Origin of the sequence: Paenarthrobacter sp. NPDC091669, assembly GCF_044756725.1 — a bacterium.
GTDB classification, from domain to species: domain Bacteria; phylum Actinomycetota; class Actinomycetes; order Actinomycetales; family Micrococcaceae; genus Arthrobacter; species Arthrobacter bambusae_C.
On record NZ_JBIVTK010000009.1, the window covers coordinates 203,015 to 226,311 of the forward strand.

Here is a 23,297-nt window from a genome sequence, read left to right on the forward strand (position 1 = left end):
AGACCATCCCCGTCAACGAAATTCGCCAGGACCAAACCGTACCCAGCCGGGACCAGACAGTACGACAGCGGCCGGCTACCCAGGAACAAGGGTGGCCGGCCGCCGTCGTGCATTCCGCGAGGGTTGCTAGCCCTTGGCGTCAACTGCCGTCTGGATTTCAGCGTTCAGGTCGGTGCTGCCGTCCCACTGCTTGCCGTCGATGAACACGGTGGGTGTGCCGGTGACGCCGACTGCCGCAGCCTCCTGCGTGGCGACCTTCACCCACGGACGGAACTGCTTGCTGTCGACGCAGGTGTCGATGTTGGCTGCACCAACCTCGGTGGCCATTTTCTTCAGGTCGTTGTCGGAGATGCCCGCTCCGCCTTCGGCCGGCTGGCGCTCGAAGAGCAAGTTGAAGAAGTCCGCGTACTTTTCCGGGGATGAGTTCACTACGCAGGCAGCTGCGTTGGCTGCGCGGGAGGAGTAGTTGGTGGTGGACTGGCGGTCCAGGAAGCCGAGGGGACGGTATTCGAGGGAGATCTTGCCTTCGTTGCGGAGATTGGTCAGCGATTCTCCGTACGTGGTTTCGAACCGTTTGCACACGGGGCAGATGAAGTCGATGTAGGCAATGACCTTGACGGGCTTGCCGGCTTCGGCTTCGCCGCCCGGGACCGTCACGGTGGCAGGCGGGGTGGCTGCAGGGCTGGGGACGTCGGCAACGTTGACGCTGGCCGGCTCCGACTTAACAACTTCACTGTTGGCCAGCAGCGTCACGCCGCCGTGGACGTTGCCGTTGGCCGGCGTCGGGCCCTGATCGGCAATAGGTGCGTTGTTCTGCGCTTGGCCGATGACCACGAACGCCACCAAGGCGATGATGACCACAACGGCAACCACAATGCCCCAGCCGACCAGAAGCTTGTTGCGCTTGTCCTTCTTCAACTGCTCTTCGCGGATTGCGCGCGCCTTTTCCCGTGCCTGGGCGGTGCGTTCAGCCTTGGACAGGCGTTGTTCGTTTGCGGGGCTCATCAGTTCCTCGGGGTATTCGACGTCAAAGGGCATAGCTAGGGCAACGGGGTCAGTTTACGGGAGCAAACTTGAAGATCCGGCGCAGACCCCTTGCCCGGTTGTTGAACGATCAAGTGCCATGGAAGATTCCGCTAGTAGGCTGGGAGTTGAGTCACAGCAACCCCAGGGAGCATTAATGCAGGATTTGGCAAGCGAGAAACTCAAGACCGATGAAGGCGTTCGGGCTTCTCCCGTCAAGAAGCCCACGGCAACCAAGTTCGACTTCATGGTGGTCTCCAACAGGCTGCCCGTTGACCGCATCAGCGATGACAACGGACATGGCAGCGACGGTTGGCGGCGTTCGCCCGGCGGTCTCGTAACGGCGCTCGCGCCAATGATGACGAAGTCCGACGGCGCGTGGGTGGGTTGGCATGGCGCCCCGGACGAGACGGTGCGCCCGTTCAGCCATGAAGGCATGGACCTCATACCGGTCCAGTTGAGCAGCGATGATGTAGAGCTGTTCTACGAAGGCTTCTCCAACGCGACCATTTGGCCGCTGTATCACGACGTCATTGCGCCGCCGGAGTTCCACCGTACGTGGTGGGATTCCTACCGCAAGGTCAACCGGAAGTTCGCCGACGCCGTGACCCGCCATGCCGCCGACGGCGCCACCGTCTGGGTGCAGGACTACCAGCTCCAGTTGGTTCCCCGCCTGCTGCGCGAGACCCGGCCGGACCTCAAGATTGGTTTCTTCAACCACATCCCGTTCCCGCCGCCGGAGATCTTCGCCCAACTGCCGTGGCGCCGTGAAATCATTGACGGCCTGCTGGGCGCGGACCTCCTGGGCTTCCAGCGGCCCAGCGACGCCGGCAACTTCATGCGTTCGGCCCGGCGCTTCCTGGGCGCGAGCGTCAAGCAGCAGCAGGTTCACGTCAAGGGTCCCGACGGCGAGGTCACGCACATTGCCAGGGCGCAGGCCTTCCCGATCTCCATCGACGTTGCCCAGATCCGCGAGCTCGCGTCCAACCCTGAGATCATCGAGCGCGCACAGCAGATCCGCAAGGACCTCGGCAACCCCAAGACCATCCTCCTGGGCGTGGACCGCTTGGACTACACCAAGGGCATCCGGCACCGGCTCAAGGCCTTCGAGGAACTCCTGGCGGACGGCCACATCAAGGTGGAGGACGCCACCCTGATCCAGGTGGCAAGCCCCAGCCGGGAACGGGTTGAACAGTACAGGCTGCTCCGCGAGGAGATCGAAGGCACCGTGGGCCACATCAACGGCACCTACGACACCATCCAGAACACTGCGGTCCGCTACCTGCACCACAGCTACCCGGTGGAAGAAATGGTGGCGCTGTACCTCGCTGCGGACGTCATGCTGGTCACCGCGCTGCGCGATGGCATGAACTTGGTGGCCAAGGAGTACGTCACGGCCCGTTCAGAGGATGACGGCGCGTTGGTCCTGAGTGAGTTCGCCGGAGCTGCCGACCAACTCAAGCAGGCGCTCCTGATCAACCCGCACGACATCGACGGACTCAAGTCCACCGTCCTGCGGGCCATCAATATGCCCGCCAAGGAAGCCCGCCGGCGCATGAAGCTGATGCGCAAGCAGATTTTGGACCACGACGTCGATCACTGGTCGGCGGAGTTCCTGGCCGCCCTGGAAGAGAAGGTAGTGCGCGATGACAGCTGAGAGGCTTTCCCTGTCGCCGGAGCTGCTTGAAGCAGTGCGGCGCATTTCCGGCACGGAGCATCTGTTGGTGGCCCTCGATTTCGATGGCACCCTCTCCCCCCTCGTGGATCGGGCGGAGGATGCCCGTCCCCTGCCCCGTTCAGCCGCCGCTCTGGCGAGCCTCGCCGAACTTCCACGCACGACGACGGCACTCATCTCGGGCAGGGCACTGGACAGCCTGCGGCTGGTCGCTTCACCTCCGGCAGACACGCTGCTGATTGGCAGCCACGGGGCTGAAGTGTGGCTCGGTGAAGGATCCTTGGGCCTGGAACTGGACGATGAGCAGCGCAGCAAACTGGCCTCGGTGCGTGAGGTCCTCGCGGAAATCGTGAACATCGCGCCGGGGACGTTGCTCGAAGACAAGCCCGCCGGCGTCGTCCTCCACACGAGGATGGCCGACGACGACGTAGCGGAAGACGCCGTCGAGGCCGCCCTGCGGGTGCTCCGTGAGCATCCGGGTGTCTACCTCAAAACGGGTAAACGCGTGCTGGAGACGTCCGTGGTCCACGCGTCCAAGGGTGAGGCCGTTGAATTCCTGCGTCAGGCAACCGGCGCTACGGCCATCCTGTTCGCAGGTGACGACGTTACCGATGAGGACGCGTTGGGCCGGCTCCTGGGTGATGATGTGGGCATCAAAGTTGGCCTGGACTTCACTCAGGCCCAGTACAGGGTGGAAGCGCCGGTGCACGTGGCGGAGTTGCTGGAAGCCCTGTTGAGGGAGCGCCGGAGGGTCACCGCCGAGGCCTAGCGAGTGATCAGGGCAACATGTGACGTTCGTAACATTTAGGTAGTATGCCCAAAAGTCTGACATACTCTTGGATGTGATGTGACGCACAGTACCGTGCGACGTCACATGATCCTCCCCGGCCATTGGCCGGGGAGTTCAACTGAAGAAAATGAACCATTCACAACGGATCGTCCGGCACGTACCTGCCGGTGAAGGGATTGATAACTGTGGCTACAGTTACTTTTGATAACGCTACGCGTCTGTACCCGGGCACAGATAAGCCCGCCGTCGATAAACTCAACATCGACATCGCCGATGGCGAATTCCTGGTCCTCGTTGGACCCTCCGGTTGCGGTAAGTCCACCTCCCTGCGCATGCTTGCAGGTCTTGAGGACGTGAACGCCGGCCGCATCCTGATCGGTGACCGCGACGTCACGGATGTTCCCCCGAAGGACCGCGACATCGCAATGGTCTTCCAGAACTACGCCCTGTACCCGCACATGACGGTTGCAGACAACATGGGCTTCGCTCTGAAGATTGCCGGCGTCTCCAAGGAAGAGCGCGCCGAGCGTGTTCGCGAAGCCGCCAAGCTTCTTGACCTTGAGGCTTACCTGGACCGCAAGCCGAAGGCACTCTCCGGTGGTCAGCGCCAGCGTGTTGCCATGGGCCGTGCAATCGTCCGTAACCCGCAGGTCTTCCTCATGGATGAGCCGCTGTCCAACCTTGATGCCAAGCTCCGCGTCCAGACCCGTACGCAGATCGCATCCCTGACCCGCCGCCTTGGTGTCACCACCGTTTACGTGACGCACGACCAGGTCGAGGCAATGACCATGGGTGACCGCGTCGCAGTGCTGAAGGACGGCCTGCTTCAGCAGGTTGACACCCCGCGCAACCTGTACGACCGCCCGCAGAACGTCTTCGTTGCAGGCTTCATCGGCTCCCCGGCCATGAACCTGCTGGAACTGCCGGTTGTCGACGGCGGCGTCCAGTTCGGCGGAACGGTTTACCCCGTGCCGCGCAACATCCTCGAAGAGGCTCACGGCCAGACTGTCACCGTCGGTTCGCGTCCGGAAGACCTTGAGACCGTCGGCAACGGCGAAGGCCTCCAGGTTGAGGTTGACGTGGTTGAAGAACTCGGCGCCGACGCTTACGTCTACGGCCACACCATCCTTGATGGCAAGAGCCACGACATCGTTGCACGCGTCGACGGTCGTCGTCCCCCGATGAAGGGCGAGTCCATCTTCGTTCGTCCGCAGTCCGGCCACGTGCACCTGTTCGACACCAAGACCGGCCTCCGCCTGGGCGACTAGTCCACCGGTAGTCACATAACTCCGCATGAAAGCGGCCCGACCCCTCCAGGTCGGGCCGCTCTCGCGTTAACCTTTCTCCTGCGAAAGAATGGCATGAACACGACGGACACCCTGATCCCCCGCCCCTCCCACGTCGCACTCCAGGACATACCAGCCTTCAGGCTCGCCCCCACAGCACGGATCCGCGCCACAGCCCCAGCCGCGCAGCCCGCCGAACAGTTGGCCTCGCTGCTGCGCGCCGGCACCGGTTTCGAGCTGCCCATCGTTGAGGACACCCGCCCCGGTGACATCTCCCTTGAGTTCGCGGAAGCGTTCGACGGCGGCCCGGAAGCGTACACCCTCAATGTCACCGAGGATGGCGTCAGGCTCACGGCCTCCACGCAGGCCGGACTTTTCAACGGGGTTCAGACGCTCCGTCAGCTTTTCCCTGCCTCCATTGAGAAGGCGGACGCAAGCAGCGCCGAATGGGTGATTCCCGCCGTCGACATTGCCGACGCGCCGCGGTTCGCATACCGCGGCCTGATGCTGGACGTTGCCCGCAGCTTCTTCACGGTGGAGGAGGTCAAGGCGCAGATCGACGTCATGGCCCAGTTCAAGCTGAACGCCCTGCACCTGCACCTCACGGATGACCAGTCGTGGAGGATCGAGATCCACGAACCGGAACAAAACCCGTCAGGGTTGCCGTACGCCCAGCTGACTGCCTTGGGCGGACAAGGCGCCGTGGAGGTCCCTGCCGCGGTTCCTGCCCGTGGGCGCGAGGGTTTCTACACACAGCAGGATTTTAAGGACATCCAGGCCTACGCCGCCACCAATAACGTGCTGGTGATCCCGGAGATCGACTTCCCGGGCCACGTCAACGCAGCCCTCGCCGCCATTCCACAGCTCAACCCTGACGGCCAGGCCAAGCCCATGAGCACCACCCCCGACGTGGGCTGGTCAACCTTCTCAGCCGACCTGCCCGCTACGTACGAGTTTGTCCGCGAGGTTCTCCGCCAGCTCGCCGCCATTACGGACGGCCCGTACCTTCACATCGGCGGCGACGAAGCCCATGTCACCGGACATGACGACTACGTGGCCATGGTCCAGCAGTTCGTTCGGATCGGCGCCGAAACCGGCAAGACGGTGGTGGGCTGGAACGAGTTCGCCGCCGTCGAGCTTCCGGAAGGTGCCGTGATCCAGTATTGGCACGGCGACTTCGCCCCGGTGGTCCGTCAGGCCGAAGAAAGCGGCGCGAAGGTGATCATGTCTCCCGCCGCCAATACCTACCTGGACCAAAAGTACGCGTCTGACAGCCCCATCGGTCTCGAGTGGGTGGAAGGCGGACCCTTCACCTGGTCCGAGTACTACAACTGGGATCCTGCCCAGGGCGGCCTCAAGGACCACCAGATCCTCGGCGTCGAAGGGCCCCTGTGGACAGAAACCGTACGGAACAACGAGCAGGCGCAGTGGCTCCTCTATCCCCGGGCTGTTTCCTTGGCGGAAGTCGCGTGGTCCGGCCAGGAAGTCCGCAACGCAGGTGACTTCCGACGTCGTCTGGGCGCCTTGGGCGAGCGGCTCGCCCAGCAGGGCGTCGCCTTCCAGGCCGCGCCCGACGTCGAGTGGTCAGCCACCTCGAAGTGGCCGTTCCCGGACGCCGGAACATCCTCCACCCCTGAGTACGGAACAATTGAGGCATGAGCGAGCAAAACGGAGCCCAGTGGCACGACGAACCTACCGACTACGGGCAGATCGGCAAGCTCCCCCGCACTGAAGCCGCGAGTGCGCAGGACACCGCACCGCCCGCGAGCGTCATCGGTTCGCTGAACATTACGGCGGCGTCGGCCGACCCTGAACTGCTGGATCTTCCGTGGCACATCGCCCTGGAGGATTGGCCGGCCGAGAACCTTGCGGCGCTACCCCGCGGCATCTCGCGGCACATCGTGCGTTTCGCGCATCTGGGTGGTTCGGTCATCGCCATCAAGGAAACCTCCGAGCACGTGGCCCGCCACGAGTATCACATGCTGCGGAAGCTGGCCCGGCTGGATGTTCCCTGCGTGGAGCCGGTTGCTGTGATCACCGGACGCACCACCGCGGATGGCCGGCCGCTGAACCCTGTCCTGGTGACCCGGCACCTCAAGTTCTCCATGCCGTACCGCGCGTTGTTCTCGCAGATGCTCCGCAAGGACACCTTGACGCGCCTTATTGACGCGCAGGCCCTGCTGCTGGTCCGCCTGCATCTCGTGGGCTTCTACTGGGGTGACGTTTCGCTGTCCAACACGTTGTTCCGCCGTGATGCCGGGGCCTTCGCCGCTTATTTGGTGGACGCCGAAACGGGCGAACTCTATCCGGACCTCTCCATGGGCCAACGTGAATACGACCTCGAAATCGCCCGCGTGAACATCGCCGGTGAACTGATGGACCTGCTGGACGGCGGGCTGATCGAGGAAAAGGTGGATCCCGTAGCCACCAGTGAGCTGATCATGGACAGCTATCGCCGGCTCTGGACCGAGCTGACGGAGAAGGAGTCCTTCGAACTCGGCGAAAGGTGGCGCGTGGCTGCCCGCATCCGGCGCCTCAACGAGCTGGGCTTCGACGTGGAGGAGTACGCCATCAAGACTACGGCGGACGGCTCCACCATCCAGCTCCAGCCCAAAGTGGTCGACGCCGGGCACCACCAACGTCGGCTGCTCCGCCTGACCGGATTGGACGCCCAGGAGAACCAGGCCCGCCGGCTCTTGAACGACATGGACCAGTTCCGGGCGGACAACAACCCGGACCTGGACGAGGAAATCAGCGCCCACATTTGGGTCAGCCAGATCTTCGAGCCCATTGTCCGTTCCATTCCACGGCACCTGGCCGGGAAGCTGGAGCCCGCGGAAGTGGTGCACGAAGTCCTGGAGCACCGCTGGTACATGAGCCAGAAGCAGGACAGGTACGTCCCCTTGGCGGAGACGGTTCAGTCCTACCTGGACACCGTGCTCCAGCACCGCCGCGACGAGGCTGCCATCATGCTGAATCCGGATACGGAGCTGCTGAAGATCCTTGAGGTCGAGGTGGAGGAATCCGGCCGGTACGACGATGAAGACGAGGACGAATACCCGGACGCGGACGACTAGCGGAGTTTTTGTACAGATGACGCCCGGAAGAGGGCCTCTAAAGGGCGTTATCTGTACGAAAACTCACGGTTCCAAGGTTTCGGCGAGGCCGGCCAGAACTGGTTCGCGGCCCAGCTCGATGTGTGAGTACGCCAGCGAGTAGGCCAGGTCCGGCCTGCCCTTCAGGATGGCATTGCACAACTCCGTGTGCTCGTCGCGCTGGAGTTCGTTGCTGCGGTTGTGGGCCAGCCCGAAGATCCAGCGCATCCGGCCAAAGAGGGGCTTCACGGATTCGATCAGCAGCCGGTTGCCGGATAGGCGGACGATTTCGGCGTGCAACCCGGCGCTGATGACGGCGACGTCCTCTGCCCGGTCCTCGTCGATAGCAGTCTTGGACGCTTCCATAAGCTCTTGAAGTCGTCCGCCATCGCTGCCCTCGGCAACCCTGGTTGCAGCCATCCGCGCGGCGAAGGTTTCCAGGCATAGGCGAATATCGAAGAGCTCGTTGACATCCGTCAGTGTCAGTTGGCGCACCACGGCACCACGGCGCGGAAATGTCGCTACAAAACCGTCCTGCTCCAAGCGCTGGATGGCTTCCCGGACCGGTATGCGGGAGACGTTGTAGAGCTCGGAAAGTTCGCGCTCGCGCAAGCGCATGCCCTGCGCGTAAGTACCCGTGACGATCCCTTCCAACACCAGTTGGTAGACGTTTTCCGCGCGGGCCTCATCATCACGGCCGTTCCCGGTATCCGGCATCGTCTCAGCCACTGTCAAACTTCCCTTCATGCCGGCGTCCGCTCCTTTCGCCGGACGGCTCCGGTCAGCGTTCCAACCGAGCATACACGGGAGGAAACAGCTGATCGGCCGGTCGGTTCCGGGCATCCCGCACAGTGTAGGCGCGGCGCATCTTGTCGAACAGTTCCTGGCCCTTGGACCGCCAATAGTCCAGGTCTACTCCGGCGATCACGCCGTCTGCCATGATGGTCCGTCCTGCCACCACGGAGAGCACCGCCTGGCGCGCTGTTCCATTCAGGAGGAGGGTTCGGATGGGGTCCTCGTGGACGCCGTCGCGAAGGTCGCCGAGTGAAAAAGCGACCATGTCTGCTTGGGCGCCGGACTCCAGCCGCCCCAAGTCGGGACGCCGCAAGGCCTGCGCTCCACCCAGCGTGGCGGCGTCGACGTATCCGGCAACGTCCCCGGCGTCGTTGGAGCCCGCCAGGATCTTGGCGAGTTGCACACCGGAGTCAATGCCCCGGATGAGGTCCGGTGGGAACGAGTCAGTGCCCAGCGAGATGTTGATGCCTGCCTCCTTGTAGGCATTGAACGCGTCGAGCGTGCTCCCGTAGCGCATGGAGGTCAGTGGGCAGTGGATGATGCTGGCGCCGCTGTCCGCCAGCCTCGTCAGGTCCCCGCGGTCTTCGCCATGCACCGCAGGATTCCTGTCCGTGTAGGTTGCATGCGGGATCAATAGGCGTTCGTTGAGCAAACCCACTTGGTCCAGGAGCTCCAGGGGCGTCACGCCGTGCCACTCGTGGATGAGCTCACGTTCAACCAAGCCCTGCAGCGAGTGCAGGCGGACCAGGACGTCCCGCTCGCCGGAGGCCGCCGCGGTCGCCTTGAGCAGCTCAAGGTCCAGGGTCTCTATGCGGCACGGGAGCAGGACGCCGTTAACCAACGGGTCATTGAGTTCCGTCGCATGGTCCAGGAAGCGCAAGGCATCGGCCAGTCCCTCACGGCCGCGATCGTCGTCGAACATTACTGAACGGCTGCCGTTCTCCAGCACAACGTTGACGCCCGACCGGTAGGCGGGACCAAGGTAGCCCCGAAGGCCAAGCCGCCGGCTGGTCTCCGCCATGCCCGCCAGCTCCTCGAAGGGTTCAGCCCACTCGGAATGAACCTCGGACGCGATGGGCATGTATGTGGTGATGCCGTGCAGGATCAGCTGAATCAAGGCGTATTCCCGGACCTGCTGGCGTTCTTCGGCCGTGAACACGTTGGCCCGGCGGTTGCGGAAGTAGTCCTCGGACCACTGATGCCCCTTGGCCTGCTCCGGGCCGGCCCAACTGTCCAGAATGAGGTGGTCGATGTCCGTCAGGGCATCGAGGTCGATCAACCCCGGCATCAGCAAGGCATCCCCGGCGTCGAGTTCCTCGTCCACAGGCCCCGTGTAGTCGTGGCCAACGTAGTCAATGACGTCGCCGCTGTAGACCACACACGCGTCCTCCAGCAGCACGTGACGTCCCTTGTGATGACCCAGCACGTACCGGGCGGTGACCTTGGTGGGCACGGCAACTCCTCCTCATGTGGTACAGATCCAAAAAACTCTCTGGTATTCCAAATAGTACATTATTTGTGATTTACATCGCATCAATCCTGATCTAGTCTATTTTGGTATACAAGAACTCCGGAGCCAGCTCCTTGGATCATGAATCGAGCAGAACCGTTGACCCAGTTACAGTCCGAACCAAGCATCGGCAGCCCGCCGCTTCCTCCGGCAACGACGCCGGAGGCCAAAGCACCCGCCGAGGCCCGCTCCCTGCTCGCCACCGCCTGGATGCGGATCCGGCGAAGCAAGATCGCCCTCCTCAGCCTGTGCGTGGTGGTAGCGATCATGCTCTTCGCCATCCTGGCTCCCGTCTTGAGTGCCATGTCCGGCAACGACCCCTTCACCTCCAACACCAGCCCGGATGTACTGGATGACTTCCAGACACCAGGGCTGCCACTCCCCGGCTACATGTACCCGTCCGCCCAGCACTGGCTGGGCGTCGAGCCCGGGCTGGGCCGCGACCTGTTCGCCAGGCTCGCCTACGGCGGGCAGGTCTCCCTCACCATCGCCCTGCTGTCCACCGCAGTGTCAGTGGTCCTCGGAACGGTCCTCGGAGCGGCCGCCGGCTACTTCGGCGGCAAGACCGACGCCATCATCAGCCGAATCATGGACCTGTTCCTGGCATTCCCGCACCTCCTCCTGGTGCTGTCCCTGACGCCCATCCTGCAGTCGCGGCTCAGGGATACCCCGCTGGGTGAAGGCAGCTTCCTGCCCATGGCTTCGCTGGTCATCATCCTGGGCTTCTTCGGTTGGGCCTACCTCGCACGGATCGTCCGCGGGCAGGTGCTCAGCCTCCGCGAGCGCGAATTCGTGGAGGCCGCCAGGTCCTTCGGCGCCTCCCACCTGAGCGTCCTGTTCCGGCAGATCATCCCCAACGTCATGGGCGTCGTCCTGGTGTACGCCACCATGCTGATCCCCACCAACATTTCGGCAGAAGCGGCGCTGTCCTTCCTCGGCGTCGGCGTCAAGGACCCCACGCCGTCGTGGGGGCAGATGCTGAACGCTGCCCAATCCGGCAACTGGTACCTCAGTGATCCGTGGTTCCTCGCCGTGCCCGGCATCATGCTCATCGTCACCGTCCTGGCCTTCAACCTTTTGGGCGACGCAGTCCGCGACGCCCTGGATCCCAAAGCCTCCCGCCACTAACCCTCATCCCCCGCATCGCCTCCCACCCCTCACAAGGAGCATCATGAAAACCCCTGCAAGAGCACTGGCACTTTCGGTGTTGATCGCCATGGCAGCCACTGGCTGCGGCGCCGGCCAAAGCCAGCCTGGCAGTTCCCAGACGGCCGGGTCGGTCACGGAGTTGGCCCCCAACGTGGTCAAGTCCGGCTTCAACGGCAAGGGCGGCAACGTCAACGTCCTCATGTCCTCCGATTTCCAGACCCTGGATCCGGGCAACAGCAACTATGTCCAGACCGCCAACGTCGGCCAGTTGTACTACCGCACGCTGACCATGGCCAAGGAAACCGCAGGCCAGCCGCCAACAGTGGTCCCGGACCTCGCGACCGATACAGGCAAGGTCTCCGATGACGGCCTGAGCTGGACGTTCACCCTCAAGGAAGGCGTGAAGTTCGAGGATGGCACGCCCATCACCTCGGCCGACATCAAGTACGGCGTAGAGCGAACTTTCGCGCAGGACGTCTTCACCCAGGCGCCGCAGGAGCTTAATGCAGCGCTCGACGCCGGTGGGTACAAGGGGCCGTATAAGGATCCTTCCGCTGTGCTCAAGGCGGTTGAAACGCCCGATGACCGCACCGTGGTCTTCCACTTGAAGAAGCCGTTCGCGGAGTTCCCGGCCCTGGCATCGCGGTCCAACACGGCCCCGGTTCCGAAGGCCAAGGACACCAAGCTGGACTACACCAACCACCCCGTTTCCTCGGGGCCCTACATGGTGGAGTCGTACAACCGCGGCAAGTCCCTCAAGCTGGTCCGCAACCCGCACTGGGATCCCGCCACGGACCCCAACCGTTCGGCCCTTCCGGACACGTTCAGCTTCTCGCTCTCCACGTCGCAGGCCACCATCAGCCAGCAGCTGCTGGCCGATTCGGACCCGAACGCCATCACCCTGGACTCCAACGGCGCCTTGCAGACCTCGGATTCCGCCAAACTGGTCGATGCCAAGGTCAAGGACCGCGTCGCCTCCGGTCTCCTGGGATGCAACGACGTCCTGAGCCTGAACACGGAAAAGATCAAGGACCCGGATGTCCGCAAGGCCATCGCCTTGGCGCTGGACCGCCAGTCCATCCTGGTCCAGTACGGCGGACGTCGCTTTGGCGAGATCACCCAGAGCCCGCTGAACTCGAAAATGCGTGGCTACGTGGAGACCGAGCTGGAACTGGATCCCACGGGTAAGCCCAAGCTGGAGGAAGCCAAGAAGCTCCTGGAAGGCAAGGATTACCCCAAGAGCCTCACGTACGGCTACGCCAACAACCGGGATGCTTTCAAGAACACGGGCACCGTGGTGCAGCAGAACCTGAAGGCCCTGGGCATCGAGGTGGAACTGGTGGCGATTCCCGCACCGAACTACTACTCCATCCTGGCCAGCGAGCAACTCCCGGACATGGGCCGTTCCGGCTGGTGCGGCGGCGCCGATCCTGCGTCCATCCGAACCTCCGCAGATCCCCTGCTGGGCCCGAACAACGACGGCACCAGCTACGGCTTCTCCAACACGTCCCGCTACTTCGATCCCGTAGTTTCCAAGGCCATGTTTGATCTCCGCAATACGGATGGCACGTCCGAGGAACTGGGCAAGAAGTGGTCCGAGGCCTTCGGATCGGCGTTGAAGACCTACCCGATCGTCCCGCTCATCCGCAGCCACACCAACAGCGTGGTGGGTTCGAACGTCCGCAATGCCCAGGTGGGCTACTTCTTCGGCGGCATCGACCTCTCGATCGTCGGCGTCGAGCAGTAGTCGGGCTTCGAAAACCAATAGTCCAGAAGGAGAAGCGGGCCGCCTGCATCAGCGGGCGGCCCGCAACCACCACCATGATGACTTTCATTCTTCGCCGGACCGGCTCGTTGGTCCTGCTTCTCGCCGCCGTCAGCTTCATCACCTTCACGCTCTTCCAGCTGGGCCCCTCGGACCCCGCGGCCGCTGCTTGTGGTCAGGAATGCACGCCCGAACGCGTTGCCGAAGCCCGCGTTGCCTTGGGAATGGACCAGCCTTTCCTGGTCCAGTACGCCGACTACATCCGCGGACTCTTCTCCTCACGGATGATCGGTGCCCCCGGCGCCCAGACACTGTGTGAGTGGCCCTGCCTCGGGAAGTCCTTCCAAACCAATGAGAACGTGGCGGACATCATCGCCCGCTCGCTCCCCTACACCTTCTCCATGGCCATCGGCGCGCTGGTGCTGTGGACCGTCACCGGCGTCGGCCTGGGTCTTTTGGCTGCCCTGCGCAAGGGGTCGCCGATGGACAAGTTCATTGTTGGCGCAGCCTCCGTGGGTGTCTCGCTGCCCATCCCGGTGACCGGCCTGTTCCTGTTGCTCCTGTTCGTCAACCAGCTCCACCTGCTGCCGTTCACCACCAACGAGATCAACAGCCCCTTTGGCCCGCAAGGTCCCGGGGCGTGGGTGGCCAACTACTTGCTGCCGTGGATCGCGTTGGCCGTACTCTTCAGTGCTTCCTATATCCGTGTCACCCGGACCAACATGATCGAGACGTTCGGTGAGGACTTCATCCGGACTGCCCGGGCCAAGGGCTTGGCGCCGCGGACTGTCACGTTCAAGCACGGCGTGCGGGCCGGCATCACTCCCGTGGTGACCATGCTCGGTATGGACATTGGCCTCCTTCTGGGCGGCGCAGTCCTCACGGAACAGATCTTCTCCGTCCCCGGCCTGGGCTTCACCGCAGTGCATGCCGCCATTTCCGGCGACCTCCCCGTCACCATGGCCATCACCATGCTGGCCGCGTTCTTCGTGATCGTCGCCAACGTTGTGGTGGACCTCGCCTACGCCGCCATCGATCCCCGAGTGAGGCTCCAATGACCCAGTTGAGTACAACTACCGCGAGCGCACTTGCCGGCGGTACAGCCACCGCTCCTTTCCTGGAGGTCCGGAACCTCTCCGTGAAATTCCCAACGGACGACGGCGTTGTCTCCGCAGTGAATGGCATGGACTTCGCGCTGGAACGCGGCCAGACCTTGGGGATCGTGGGCGAATCGGGATCCGGAAAATCCGTCACCAGCCAGGCGCTCATGGGCCTGCTCAAGGGCACCTCGGCGCAAGTCACCGGCCAGGCGATGTTCCAGGGCAAGGACCTTGTTGCGATCCCGGAATCGACAATGCGCCAGCTCCGTGGACGCAACATCGGCATGATTTTCCAGGATCCGCTCTCGGCGCTGCACCCCTTCTACACTGTGGGCCACCAGATCGCCGAGGCATACTTGGTCCACAACAAGGCGAGCAAGAAGCAGGCCCGGGCGGCCGCCGTCGACATGCTGGGAAGGGTGGGCATCCCCAGTCCCGAGCAGCGCTACGACGAGTACCCCCACCACTTCTCCGGTGGCATGCGCCAGCGCGCCATGATCGCCATGGCGTTGATCTGCGAGCCGGAGCTCTTGATCGCCGACGAGCCCACCACTGCACTGGATGTCACGGTGCAGGCCCAGATCCTGGACTTGATGTCCGGGCTCCAGGAGGAAAGCAACTCCGCGTTGATCCTGATCACCCACGATCTCGGAGTGGTTGCCGAGGTTTGCGACAACGTGTTGGTCATGTACGGAGGCCAATGCGTCGAGTCCGGCCCCGTGGATGACATCTTCTACGACACCCAGCACCCTTACACGCTGGGCCTGCTTAACTCGATGCCCACGTTGAACAGCTCATCCAGCCGGCTGAACCCCATCCCCGGTCAGCCGCCGTCGCTCCTTGACCTGCCCAAGGGCTGCATCTTCAGCGCACGGTGCCAGTACGCAGAGCTTGCCGACGACGGCATCTGCGTCAGCCAGCGCCCTGAGCTGCGGGTTGAGGACGGGCACGGCAAACGATGCCATTTGAGCAGCCCGCAGATCATCACCATCCGGAATTCGCGTTAGGACCCGTCATGGAACATCAGCCCATTCTCCAGGTGGAGAACCTTCAGAAGCATTTTCCGCTGAAGGGCGGTCTCCTTCCGGGGGCTGCCAAGCGCTCAGTCAAAGCGGTCGACGGCGTGTCCTTCAGTCTTGCCCGAGGCCAGACTATGGGGCTCGTGGGTGAGTCCGGTTGCGGTAAGTCGACCACCGGCCGCATGGTGGCCCGCCTCCTGGATCCGACGGGCGGGCGGATCGTGGTCGACGGCGTGGACATCAGCGGGTTGCGTGGCAAGGATTTGTACAACTTCCGGCGCAAAGTCCAGATGATCTTTCAGGATCCCTTTGCTTCCCTGAATCCCCGGCAGACCGTCGGCACAGCCATCGCGGCTCCCATGGTGGCGCAGAAGATCAGCCCGCCGGGTGGGCTCAAGAACCGTGTCAAGGAACTCCTGGACCAGGTGGGACTCAAGCCGGAGCACTACAACCGCTTCCCGCATGAGTTCTCCGGTGGGCAACGGCAACGTGTGGGCATTGCCCGGGCTATTTCCCTGAACCCGTCGGTGATCGTGTGCGACGAACCGGTCTCCGCCTTGGACGTCTCCGTGCAGGCACAGGTGGTGAACCTGCTGCAGCAGATCCAGCGCGACACCGGTGTTTCCTACATTTTCATAGCCCACGATCTCTCCGTGGTCCGGCACATTTCCCATGAGGTTGCGGTGATGTACCTGGGCAAGATCGTCGAACAGGGGCCGCGCGACGCCTTGTTCAGCGATCCAGGGCATCCGTACACCAAGGCGCTGCTCTCGGCAGTGCCGTTGCCGGACCCCCGTGCAGCGCGGGAACAAGTGAAGATCCGGCTTCGCGGCGACCTGCCCTCACCGGCCAACCCGCCCAGCGGCTGTGTCTTCCGCACCCGTTGCCCGCTGATCGGCACCCTCCCCGACGATCAGCGGCAACGCTGCATCGACCAGATCCCCACGCCTGCCACTCCTGCCGCCCCTGCCTGCCACCACACGGGTATGGCGGCAGCGGTACTGGCAGGCGTGCAATAGAGGCATGCAACAGATCCACTACCGAAGGAGCACCCATTGAACACCCTGATCCACGCCGTCCGTCCTTGGGGACAAGGGATCAGCGATGTGAGTATCGCTGACGGCAAGATCACCGCCGTCGAACCTCACGACCCGGCCCGCGCCGTTCCCGATGGTGTGACGGTTGTCTATGGCCGCGGCCGGATTCTGTTGCCGTCGTTCTCCGACGTCCACGTCCACCTCGATTCCACTCGCATCGGCTTGCCCTTCCGCGAACACACGGGTGGTCCGGGCGTGTGGAACATGATGATGAACGACCGTCAGAACTGGCGCAACGCCGAGGTCCCGCTGCAGGATCGGGTGAACGACACCCTGGGACGGATGATCGCGCGGGGCACCACCCGCGTGCGTTCCTACGCGCAGGTGGATGTGGACTGCAGGCTGGAGCGTTTCGACGCCGTTGCTGCCGCCAAGGAGAAGTTTGCCGGTCAAGCGTCCGTGGACATCATCGCCTTCCCGCAGGCCGGACTGTTGCTCGAGGAGGGCACTGTTGAGCTGATGGAAGAGGCACTGAAGGCAGGGGCCAACGTGATGGGTGGCATCGATCCCTGCACTTTGGACCGGGACCCGGCCAAGCATCTGGACATCGTCTTCGGTTTGGCGGAGAAGTACCAGGTTCCCATCGATATCCACCTCCACGAACCGGGCGAGCTGGGTGTGTTCAGCACGGATCTGGTGCTTGAGCGCACCCGCGCGCTGGGTATGCAGGGCAAGGTAACCATGTCCCACGCCTACCAGTTGGGCAGCGTCAACGAGGCCACCACCCGGAGGCTGATTGATGCGTTCGCGGGGTTGGACGTTTCCCTGGCATCGGTTGCCCCCTCGGCTGCCGGCCAACTGCCGATCCCCTTGTTGACCGAGGCCGGTGTCCGCTTGGGCTTGGGCGAAGACGGCCAGCGCGACTACTGGTCCCCCTACGGCAACACCGACATGCTGGACCGCACCTGGCAGCTGGCCTTCACCCACGGTTTCCGCAAGGACGAGCTGATCGAACACTGCCTGGCCATCGCCACCATCGGCGGCGCCAGCATCCTTGACCCCAACGCGACCAGGCTCAAGGACACGGCCCACCGTCCCGGCGTCGAGGTTGGAGACCCAGCGGACCTGCTGCTGGTGGACGGCGAAACGGTGGCCTCGACCGTCATGGATCGTGGCAAGGACCGGACCGTGATGCACCAGGGCAAGATCGTGGCGGACCAGTTGGAACTGGTCTAAGCTACCCCTTTGAACCCGCTCTTGTCCGATCCCCCGCAGCTGAACGCGAGGGTGATCGAACAGGGGCGGGTTCCGGCGTTAAGAGCTACTCGCTCCGCGCTGTGGGCGCATCATCCAACGGGGTCCACCACGTGACCGGAGGTGTCACAGTGAAACGGCGGCCCGTCACTGTGGTGGGGGTGATGCGGATGAACTGGTCTTTTTGTCCCGCCTCCCATGGAAACAGGAGAAGCCCGACGGTATCCAGGACATCCTGGGCAAGCTTCACCGCGGACGCCTGGCCTTTGACCACCACACTCCACGCCACGCCCGTCTCCACGTTGACGCCATCGGCTTCAACGGCAACTGCGGTGTCGCTGAGGGCAGCGTGGAGCTTGGTGCCTTCACCGGTCCGAAACACCATGGTTCCGTGGTCCACCTTGTAGTTCACGGGGAAGATGTCCGGATGATCGTCCACCCACACGGCAAGCCTGCCCACGGAGACACCCCTGAGGAGCTCCCAGCATTCGTTGGTTTCCAGGACTTCGGTGGCTGGAGTGCTTGGCTGATCGGTCCCTGATGGTGAGTTCGTCATACCGCCGAGGATACGCTGCAGGGCTGCGCCCGGACAGGGCCCCACATGATCAAACGTGGGTTGGTTGGGGGCCTGGCTCAGCTGCTGCCGTTGCCTGCTCCACACTCACCAAGGGGCCACGGATCGCGAAGAATCCTGCGCCGGCGAGCACCACGGCTTCGGCGGCCAGCACCCAGAACGTCACTTCCCAGCCACCGGTCAGGGTGTGCAGCAACCCCGCCCCGAGCGGCCCGAAGGACGCCAGTGCGAATCCGAACCCCTGGCTCATGGCGGAGAGTCGTCCTGCAGATTGAGGTCCGGCCGAGCGGATCACTACCAGTGCCATGGCGAGCCCGAATCCGGCGCTTTGCACCACGCCCAGAATCCCTACCATCATGAACTGCATTTCAACCGGGGCCGCCAGGACGCCCAGGAGCGCGAGCGCCACCGATAAGCCAAGCCCCGGTGCCAGGATTTTCAGGATGCCGGGACGGCCGGCGAGTACGGGGGCCAGCAGGCTTGCCGGAAGTCCCGCCAGGCTGAACCACGCCAAGAGGGCCGCCGATTCTGCTGGCGCGATTCCCCGGGATACCAAATACACTGCCAGCCACGACGTGATGGCGAAGTAGAGCATCGCTTGAAGGCCGAAAAACGCGGTCACCGCCCACGCAGTGCGCTGCTTTCTGAGCGGAGTAGCCGACTTCCCGGGGACAGGTACGTTGGTGCCGCCTCTGTTGGTGTCGGCCGACGACGACGCGTCGCCACCTTTCGTCCGATCGGCACCTTTCCAAGGGGTACCTCCGGATCGGTAAATGAGGCTGGCGCCTACCAGGGCAGGCAGCGCCCATACGGCCAAGGCCCATGGGAGGCTGCCGCCCAGGAGGTGTTGCAAGGGCTGGACCAGCCCGGCGCCGAGCGCAGCGCCCAGACCAAATCCCATGGTGCAGAGCCCGGTCCACCAACCCGTGCCGCGGTTTGCCTTGACGATCTGAGGCACCAGGACACTGGCGGTCATGATCGCCATTCCGGCCAGGAACGTGCCCGGCAGCAAGAGTGCGGGCACCGTTGCCCGGACAATCAGCGCAGCAGCGAGAACCATCAACGCAAAAGCCACAGCCCGCCCTGTCCCCCATCGTCGGGCCAGCCAAGGTCCGATCGGACCCGAAACCCCAAAGGCCAACACAGGCAAAGTCCCCAGCAACGGAAGAAGCGCAGGATCCAGACCAAACACACCCGGCACTTGGTTCATCACCCCGGCAACGGTGGTAATGGCCGGCCGAAGATTGACGGAAACCATGACGAGCCCAAGCAACACCAGCCCTGTTGTCAGCCTCGGACCCAGTCCAGCTCCAGCCTGCCGCTTCTCGCGCACGTCATTCCCCTCATAGCACTTTGGTATACCAAGTAAGCCTATGAGGAGAGTGGCGGAAAGTAAATGGAAGCAAACAAGGCGAACGAATGAGACCAACGTCAATCGCTACGGGTTTGGAATACCAAGAAACCTTGAGGCGATCTGCACGATGGTTGGAAGTGATAGAGCGTCACCCCCCAACCACGCGGGACGTGATAGAGCGTCAGGCCCCACTGGCGGCCCCGCAGGGCCGGGACGCGGCAGCGCGCGTCTAAGGGAGGAACGACCGAGCGCGCCGAGCGTTGCGGCCCTGCGGGCCACACCCTGCGCCGCACCACGAAGAGGGCCCTAGATAGCCTTCCCCGGATTCAGGATCCCTTGCGGGTCGAACAGCTCCTTGATCCGCCGCTGCAACTCCCGCACAGGCTCCGGTTGTTCCAATCCGAGCCAGCGCAGTTTGTATTGGCCCACCCCGTGCTCGCCGGTGATGGTGCCGCCCATGTCCAGGCCTACCCGGATGGATTCGTCCAGGGCAGCGTTCAGCCGCCTCAACGCGTCGGCGTCGGTGGTCGGGTCCACGCGCTCCATCCAGAAGGTGGGGTGCAGGTTGCCGTCGCCTGCATGGGCTACCACTTTGAGGCGTACCTGGAACCGTGCGGCCATGGCTTCGAGCTCCGCGACGAAGTCCACCAACCGCGAGCGGGGAACGGCGATGTCTTCGCCAACCCGGAATTCGTCGTCCACTTCCACGCCGCGGCTGTTGCGCCGCAGTTCCACCAGCATCTCGGCTTCGGCGCTGGCTTCGGTGGTGACGGTGGCGCCGCCGTCGACGAGTACTTGCCGGACGACGTCGGCCTCTGCGGCCGCACCGAAACCGTCTGTTTGGATGAGGAGCAGTGATTTTCCGCGCTTTTGGAGGTCGCCGCCGTGGAGTTCGTCGAGCTGCTCCAGGGTGCCGTTGTCCAGTAGCTCCATAATGGCGGGCTGGACACGGGCCTTGCCCACGGCAAGCACTCCGGCGGCGGCGCTTCGGAAGTCCTGGTAGAACGCGGCGATGGTGTGGATTTCGCGGGGCAGGTATTTCAGCCGGACGGTCACGCCCACCACGATTCCGAGTGTCCCTTCGGAGCCCACCAACAGCGCGGTGAGGTCGTACCCGGCCACGCCTTTGAAGGTTTGGTGGCCGGTGTGCATGAGGGAGCCGTCGGCCATGACAACATCCAGGGCCAAGACGGAATCGCGGGTCACGCCGTATTTGGCGCAGCGCAGCCCTCCGGCGTTGGTGGCCACATTGCCGCCTATTGTGGACACCTTGTAGCTGGCAGGGTCGGGCGCGTACATGAGGCCGTGTTCGGCGGCTGCAGCGTTGAGGTCGGCGTTGATGACGCCGGGTTCGACGACGGCGGTCTCGTCGTCGGGGTTGAGGTCCAGGATGCGGTTCATCCGTTCAAGGCCCAGCACGATGCACCCCTGGGTGGCGTGGGCTCCGCCGGAAACGCCGGTGCCCGCACCCCGGGCGACGATCGGCACATGATGCGCCGCGCACGTGCGGACGACGTGTTGCACGTCGTCCACGGATTCGGCCCAGACGACGGCCAGTGGCAGGTGCCTCTCCAGCGTTGGCCCTTGATCGATGGAGTAGACGGTGAGGGTTTCTTCGTCGCCGGCCATTTGCCCGGCCTGCAGCCCCGCCGACAACTCCTGCAGGAACGCCCGTTGCCCGCTTGTTGGTCGGGTTTCTTCCGCCGGCCCCGCCATACGGTCCTTGATGCGTTCCGCTGATGTACCGGCCACAGCCGTTTCGTCCGACAAAGCACTACCTCCACATAAGCGCCGCGGACACGCCAAACCGGCAGTCTTCGCAGCGTTTTCAGTGCTCATAGTCTAGCCAGAGCGGCATGGGCAGTGACGGCAGCAGGCAGCGGCCTCAACCAGCAGCGGCGTCGACCGGAACCCGCTGCAATCACAGGATTGGAACCGCGGTTCCCGGCAACGCCCAGATCCCAGCGCTGATACCTTCGGCATGCAGGCAAACACCGTCGACGCCGGATGGCCCCGCAGGTGCCGATGTCACCGTCCCGGACTGGTGCAGTGGTGCGGCGAGCAACGCGCCCAGTTGGGCATCGCTGAGAACGGAAGGGTCCAGAAGCACCTGCGCAGCGTCCCGCGCGGCGAACACCAGCACTGAAGACTCCGGCGTTTCCCGAATGAACACCATGGCGTCACCCTCGGCATGCAGCCAGCGCACTCCGCCCTCCGTCAGTGCCGGCAGTTCCCTGCGGAGCCGGGACAGGCGTGAGTAAACGGATCGCAGGTCCTTGACCACGCGATGATTCCCGGCCCGGACGCCCTGGTCCCAGGGCATCGGCGTCCGGGAGTCCTCGCCGTTGTATCCTTCGAAGCCGAATTCGTCGCCGGCAAACATCACCGGAACTCCGGGCAGGCAAAAGGTGAGCACAGCGCCCACTTCCTGGCCGCCGTCGATCATGACAGTCGCCGCCCGGGCAGTGTCGTGGGTATTGAGGGCGTTCATGTTGTTTTGTCGCACACCCCAGCTAAATCCCGAGGCAAGGTCGTGATGCGTCGCGAGGAAGTCCTCGGCGGAGATCCTGTGGGGGCCGGGCTGTGGCGATCCGAAGAAGTTCACGTTCGGAGCGTCTTTCGCGAGCCAGGACCACAGCGGACGGGTGAGGTTGGAATAGGTCATGGCGCCCTGCCAGTGTTCCCCGGTGACATCCGGACCGGCATCGGACGTGAACTCGGCCAACAGGGCAGCGTGGGGGTTGACCTCCCTGACCCGCTCCGCGATGAGCCGGGCAACCTCATGGTTGAGATCTACAGATCCCAGGCGTCCTGTCATGTTTCCGACGTCGATCCTCCATCCGTCCAGGGTGAACGGCGGCTTCAGCCAGCGGGCCACCACGGAATCCTCATCCGTCACGAAGCGGCGGCGGAGGGCCTCTGAGGACCAGTTGAATTTGGGCAGGGATGGCACACCCCACCAGGACTCGTAGCTCAGATGATCGTGGCTGAAGCAGTAATACCCGGCCTCTTCCGAACCGGGGTCGGCGAGCGCCTTGACGAACCACTCGTGGGCGTCGCCCGAGTGGTTTGCGGTGAGGTCCCCCATAACGCGAATGCCGCGCGCATGTGCTGCCTCCACCAAGTCCACCAACGCTTGGTCCCCGCCCAGGAGTGGATCCACACAGTCAAAAGTGGAGGCATCGTAGCGGTGGTTGGACCGTGCAGGGAAGAACGGCGTCAGGTACAGGACGTCGACGCCCAATGCGTGCAGGTGGTCGAGTTTGCCTGTGATCCCCGGCAGGTCTCCCCCATAAAACTGTGTGGGCGTCTCCGCTCCCGTTCCCTTTACCGGCTCATCCCAGCCACAGGCGACGGCCCAGTCGGGAGTGGGATGGTTCTCCGCTTGGGTGGAGCGGGCAAAGCGGTCCGGGAACACCTGGTACATAGTGCCCCTGTGCAGCCACTCCGGCGCGGGGGCAAAAGTGGTCAGCCTGAAGTCGGCAGCATCGGAAACATCCCTGCCGAACAGACCCTGGGCGTTGAGGTGCCAGTACCGGCGTCCCACGGTGCTGCCGGCGGCGGCCGCCGCGCCTGTGCCGTCGTCGGGCGTTTCAGTGACCTCCAGCAGGAAGCGGTACTTGGCCACGGGGTTGGCCACCAGCATCGCCGCTTCCCACCAGTCCCAGCCTTCGGCTGAGCCCAACCGGATGGCGGCGTCGTAGCGGGGCTCGCCGTCCTGGATGGAACGGACCCACACTTTCGACGCCGGACCCCACCCCTGCGGGACGCGGACGCGGAGCCGGACGGTATCGCCCAGGGACACGGACAGAGCTGCGGTGTTGGTGACGAAGAGACCCGAACCGTCGTGGTGCGGAAGGGCGATCGGCAT

General features: G+C 63.8%; 18 protein-coding genes. 11 read left to right on the forward strand and 7 right to left on the reverse strand.

From position 1 onward, the window contains the following. Nucleotides 1-126: 126 nt before the first annotated feature. A complete protein-coding gene (locus ACIQLI_RS16470) occupies nucleotides 127-1,005 on the reverse strand; it encodes a thioredoxin domain-containing protein (RefSeq protein ID WP_354231122.1) in 879 nt (292 codons plus the stop codon). 175 nt (nucleotides 1,006-1,180) lie between these two features. On the opposite strand from ACIQLI_RS16470, the gene ACIQLI_RS16475 reads away from it, so the two are divergent. The 5 genes from ACIQLI_RS16475 (at nucleotide 1,181) to ACIQLI_RS16495 (ending at nucleotide 7,851) form a co-directional block, all read left to right on the forward strand. Continuing rightward, nucleotides 1,181-2,680 carry a trehalose-6-phosphate synthase gene (locus ACIQLI_RS16475; RefSeq protein ID WP_400390314.1) on the forward strand — a complete coding sequence of 500 codons (1,500 nt, stop codon included), beginning with the start codon at nucleotides 1,181-1,183 and terminating at the stop codon, nucleotides 2,678-2,680. Next, nucleotides 2,670-3,467: a trehalose-phosphatase gene (gene otsB / locus ACIQLI_RS16480; RefSeq protein WP_400390316.1), complete on the forward strand. Its 798-nt coding sequence runs from the start codon at nucleotides 2,670-2,672 to the stop codon at nucleotides 3,465-3,467. Before ACIQLI_RS16475 ends, otsB begins: the two co-directional genes overlap by 11 nt. 206 nt (nucleotides 3,468-3,673) lie before the next feature. Further along, nucleotides 3,674-4,756 (forward strand): ABC transporter ATP-binding protein, encoded by a 1,083-nt coding sequence (locus ACIQLI_RS16485; protein WP_089593814.1) that lies wholly within the window; start codon nucleotides 3,674-3,676, stop codon nucleotides 4,754-4,756. Nucleotides 4,757-4,849: 93 nt separating this feature from the next. After that, nucleotides 4,850-6,433, forward strand: a complete 1,584-nt coding sequence (locus tag ACIQLI_RS16490; RefSeq protein ID WP_400390318.1) for a beta-N-acetylhexosaminidase — start codon at nucleotides 4,850-4,852, stop codon at nucleotides 6,431-6,433. Then, nucleotides 6,430-7,851, forward strand: a complete 1,422-nt coding sequence (locus tag ACIQLI_RS16495; RefSeq protein WP_089593812.1) for a DUF4032 domain-containing protein — start codon at nucleotides 6,430-6,432, stop codon at nucleotides 7,849-7,851. The genes ACIQLI_RS16490 and ACIQLI_RS16495 overlap by 4 nt, the downstream gene beginning before the upstream one ends. Nucleotides 7,852-7,914: 63 nt before the next feature. On the opposite strand, the gene ACIQLI_RS16500 is transcribed toward ACIQLI_RS16495, so the two are convergent. Together ACIQLI_RS16500 and ACIQLI_RS16505 are read right to left on the reverse strand one after the other, a co-directional pair. After that, nucleotides 7,915-8,616: a GntR family transcriptional regulator gene (locus ACIQLI_RS16500; protein WP_400390320.1), complete on the reverse strand. Its 702-nt coding sequence runs from the start codon at nucleotides 8,614-8,616 to the stop codon at nucleotides 7,915-7,917. Between the two features lie 34 nt (nucleotides 8,617-8,650). Beyond that, nucleotides 8,651-10,117: a chlorohydrolase family protein gene (locus ACIQLI_RS16505; RefSeq protein WP_400390322.1), complete on the reverse strand. Its 1,467-nt coding sequence runs from the start codon at nucleotides 10,115-10,117 to the stop codon at nucleotides 8,651-8,653. A gap of 138 nt (nucleotides 10,118-10,255) precedes the next feature. Between ACIQLI_RS16505 and ACIQLI_RS16510 the strand changes: the two genes are divergently transcribed. From ACIQLI_RS16510 to ACIQLI_RS16535, 6 genes are all read left to right on the forward strand, one after another. Further along, nucleotides 10,256-11,302 carry an ABC transporter permease gene (locus ACIQLI_RS16510; RefSeq protein WP_400390324.1) on the forward strand — a complete coding sequence of 349 codons (1,047 nt, stop codon included), beginning with the start codon at nucleotides 10,256-10,258 and terminating at the stop codon, nucleotides 11,300-11,302. A gap of 43 nt (nucleotides 11,303-11,345) precedes the next feature. Further along, entirely contained in the window at nucleotides 11,346-13,070 is a 1,725-nt protein-coding gene (locus ACIQLI_RS16515; protein WP_400390326.1) for an ABC transporter substrate-binding protein, read from the forward strand. Nucleotides 13,071-13,144: 74 nt separating this feature from the next. Next, complete coding sequence (locus ACIQLI_RS16520; protein ID WP_400390328.1) at nucleotides 13,145-14,146, forward strand: ABC transporter permease; 1,002 nt, start codon at nucleotides 13,145-13,147, stop codon at nucleotides 14,144-14,146. Continuing rightward, nucleotides 14,143-15,195: an ABC transporter ATP-binding protein gene (locus ACIQLI_RS16525; RefSeq protein ID WP_400390330.1), complete on the forward strand. Its 1,053-nt coding sequence runs from the start codon at nucleotides 14,143-14,145 to the stop codon at nucleotides 15,193-15,195. Before ACIQLI_RS16520 ends, ACIQLI_RS16525 begins: the two co-directional genes overlap by 4 nt. 8 nt (nucleotides 15,196-15,203) lie before the next feature. Continuing rightward, the gene (locus ACIQLI_RS16530) at nucleotides 15,204-16,226 is read left to right on the forward strand and encodes an oligopeptide/dipeptide ABC transporter ATP-binding protein (RefSeq protein WP_354231140.1); all 1,023 of its coding nucleotides are present in this window, start codon (nucleotides 15,204-15,206) and stop codon (nucleotides 16,224-16,226) included. 36 nt (nucleotides 16,227-16,262) lie between these two features. Further along, nucleotides 16,263-17,480: an amidohydrolase family protein gene (locus ACIQLI_RS16535; RefSeq protein WP_400390332.1), complete on the forward strand. Its 1,218-nt coding sequence runs from the start codon at nucleotides 16,263-16,265 to the stop codon at nucleotides 17,478-17,480. Between the two features lie 85 nt (nucleotides 17,481-17,565). Here ACIQLI_RS16535 and ACIQLI_RS16540 read toward each other — a convergent pair whose 3' ends face one another. The 4 genes from ACIQLI_RS16540 to ACIQLI_RS16555 form a co-directional block, all read right to left on the reverse strand. Next, nucleotides 17,566-18,054, reverse strand: a complete 489-nt coding sequence (locus tag ACIQLI_RS16540; RefSeq protein ID WP_400390333.1) for a pyridoxamine 5'-phosphate oxidase family protein — start codon at nucleotides 18,052-18,054, stop codon at nucleotides 17,566-17,568. Nucleotides 18,055-18,103: 49 nt separating this feature from the next. Next, entirely contained in the window at nucleotides 18,104-19,405 is a 1,302-nt protein-coding gene (locus tag ACIQLI_RS16545; protein WP_400390334.1) for an MFS transporter, read from the reverse strand. Nucleotides 19,406-19,732: 327 nt separating this feature from the next. Then, nucleotides 19,733-21,142: an FAD-binding oxidoreductase gene (locus ACIQLI_RS16550; protein ID WP_400390361.1), complete on the reverse strand. Its 1,410-nt coding sequence runs from the start codon at nucleotides 21,140-21,142 to the stop codon at nucleotides 19,733-19,735. Nucleotides 21,143-21,347: 205 nt separating this feature from the next. Continuing rightward, nucleotides 21,348-23,297: a glycoside hydrolase family 13 protein gene (locus ACIQLI_RS16555; protein ID WP_400390335.1), complete on the reverse strand. Its 1,950-nt coding sequence runs from the start codon at nucleotides 23,295-23,297 to the stop codon at nucleotides 21,348-21,350.

What these genes read in the sequence shown, in the direction of transcription:
- ACIQLI_RS16470 (WP_354231122.1), bottom strand. Translation starts at nt 1,005, where the DNA reads ATGAGCCCCGCAAACGAACAACGCCTGTCCAAGGCTGAACGCACCGCC.
- ACIQLI_RS16475 (WP_400390314.1), top strand. Translation starts at nt 1,181, where the DNA reads ATGCAGGATTTGGCAAGCGAGAAACTCAAGACCGATGAAGGCGTTCGG.
- otsB (WP_400390316.1), top strand. Translation starts at nt 2,670, where the DNA reads ATGACAGCTGAGAGGCTTTCCCTGTCGCCGGAGCTGCTTGAAGCAGTG.
- ACIQLI_RS16490 (WP_400390318.1), top strand. Translation starts at nt 4,850, where the DNA reads ATGAACACGACGGACACCCTGATCCCCCGCCCCTCCCACGTCGCACTC.
- ACIQLI_RS16495 (WP_089593812.1), top strand. Translation starts at nt 6,430, where the DNA reads ATGAGCGAGCAAAACGGAGCCCAGTGGCACGACGAACCTACCGACTAC.
- ACIQLI_RS16500 (WP_400390320.1), bottom strand. Translation starts at nt 8,616, where the DNA reads ATGAAGGGAAGTTTGACAGTGGCTGAGACGATGCCGGATACCGGGAAC.
- ACIQLI_RS16510 (WP_400390324.1), top strand. Translation starts at nt 10,256, where the DNA reads ATGAATCGAGCAGAACCGTTGACCCAGTTACAGTCCGAACCAAGCATC.
- ACIQLI_RS16515 (WP_400390326.1), top strand. Translation starts at nt 11,346, where the DNA reads ATGAAAACCCCTGCAAGAGCACTGGCACTTTCGGTGTTGATCGCCATG.
- ACIQLI_RS16520 (WP_400390328.1), top strand. Translation starts at nt 13,145, where the DNA reads ATGATGACTTTCATTCTTCGCCGGACCGGCTCGTTGGTCCTGCTTCTC.
- ACIQLI_RS16525 (WP_400390330.1), top strand. Translation starts at nt 14,143, where the DNA reads ATGACCCAGTTGAGTACAACTACCGCGAGCGCACTTGCCGGCGGTACA.
- ACIQLI_RS16530 (WP_354231140.1), top strand. Translation starts at nt 15,204, where the DNA reads ATGGAACATCAGCCCATTCTCCAGGTGGAGAACCTTCAGAAGCATTTT.
- ACIQLI_RS16540 (WP_400390333.1), bottom strand. Translation starts at nt 18,054, where the DNA reads ATGACGAACTCACCATCAGGGACCGATCAGCCAAGCACTCCAGCCACC.
- ACIQLI_RS16550 (WP_400390361.1), bottom strand. Translation starts at nt 21,142, where the DNA reads ATGGCGGGGCCGGCGGAAGAAACCCGACCAACAAGCGGGCAACGGGCG.
- ACIQLI_RS16555 (WP_400390335.1), bottom strand. Translation starts at nt 23,297, where the DNA reads ATGCCGATCGCCCTTCCGCACCACGACGGTTCGGGTCTCTTCGTCACC.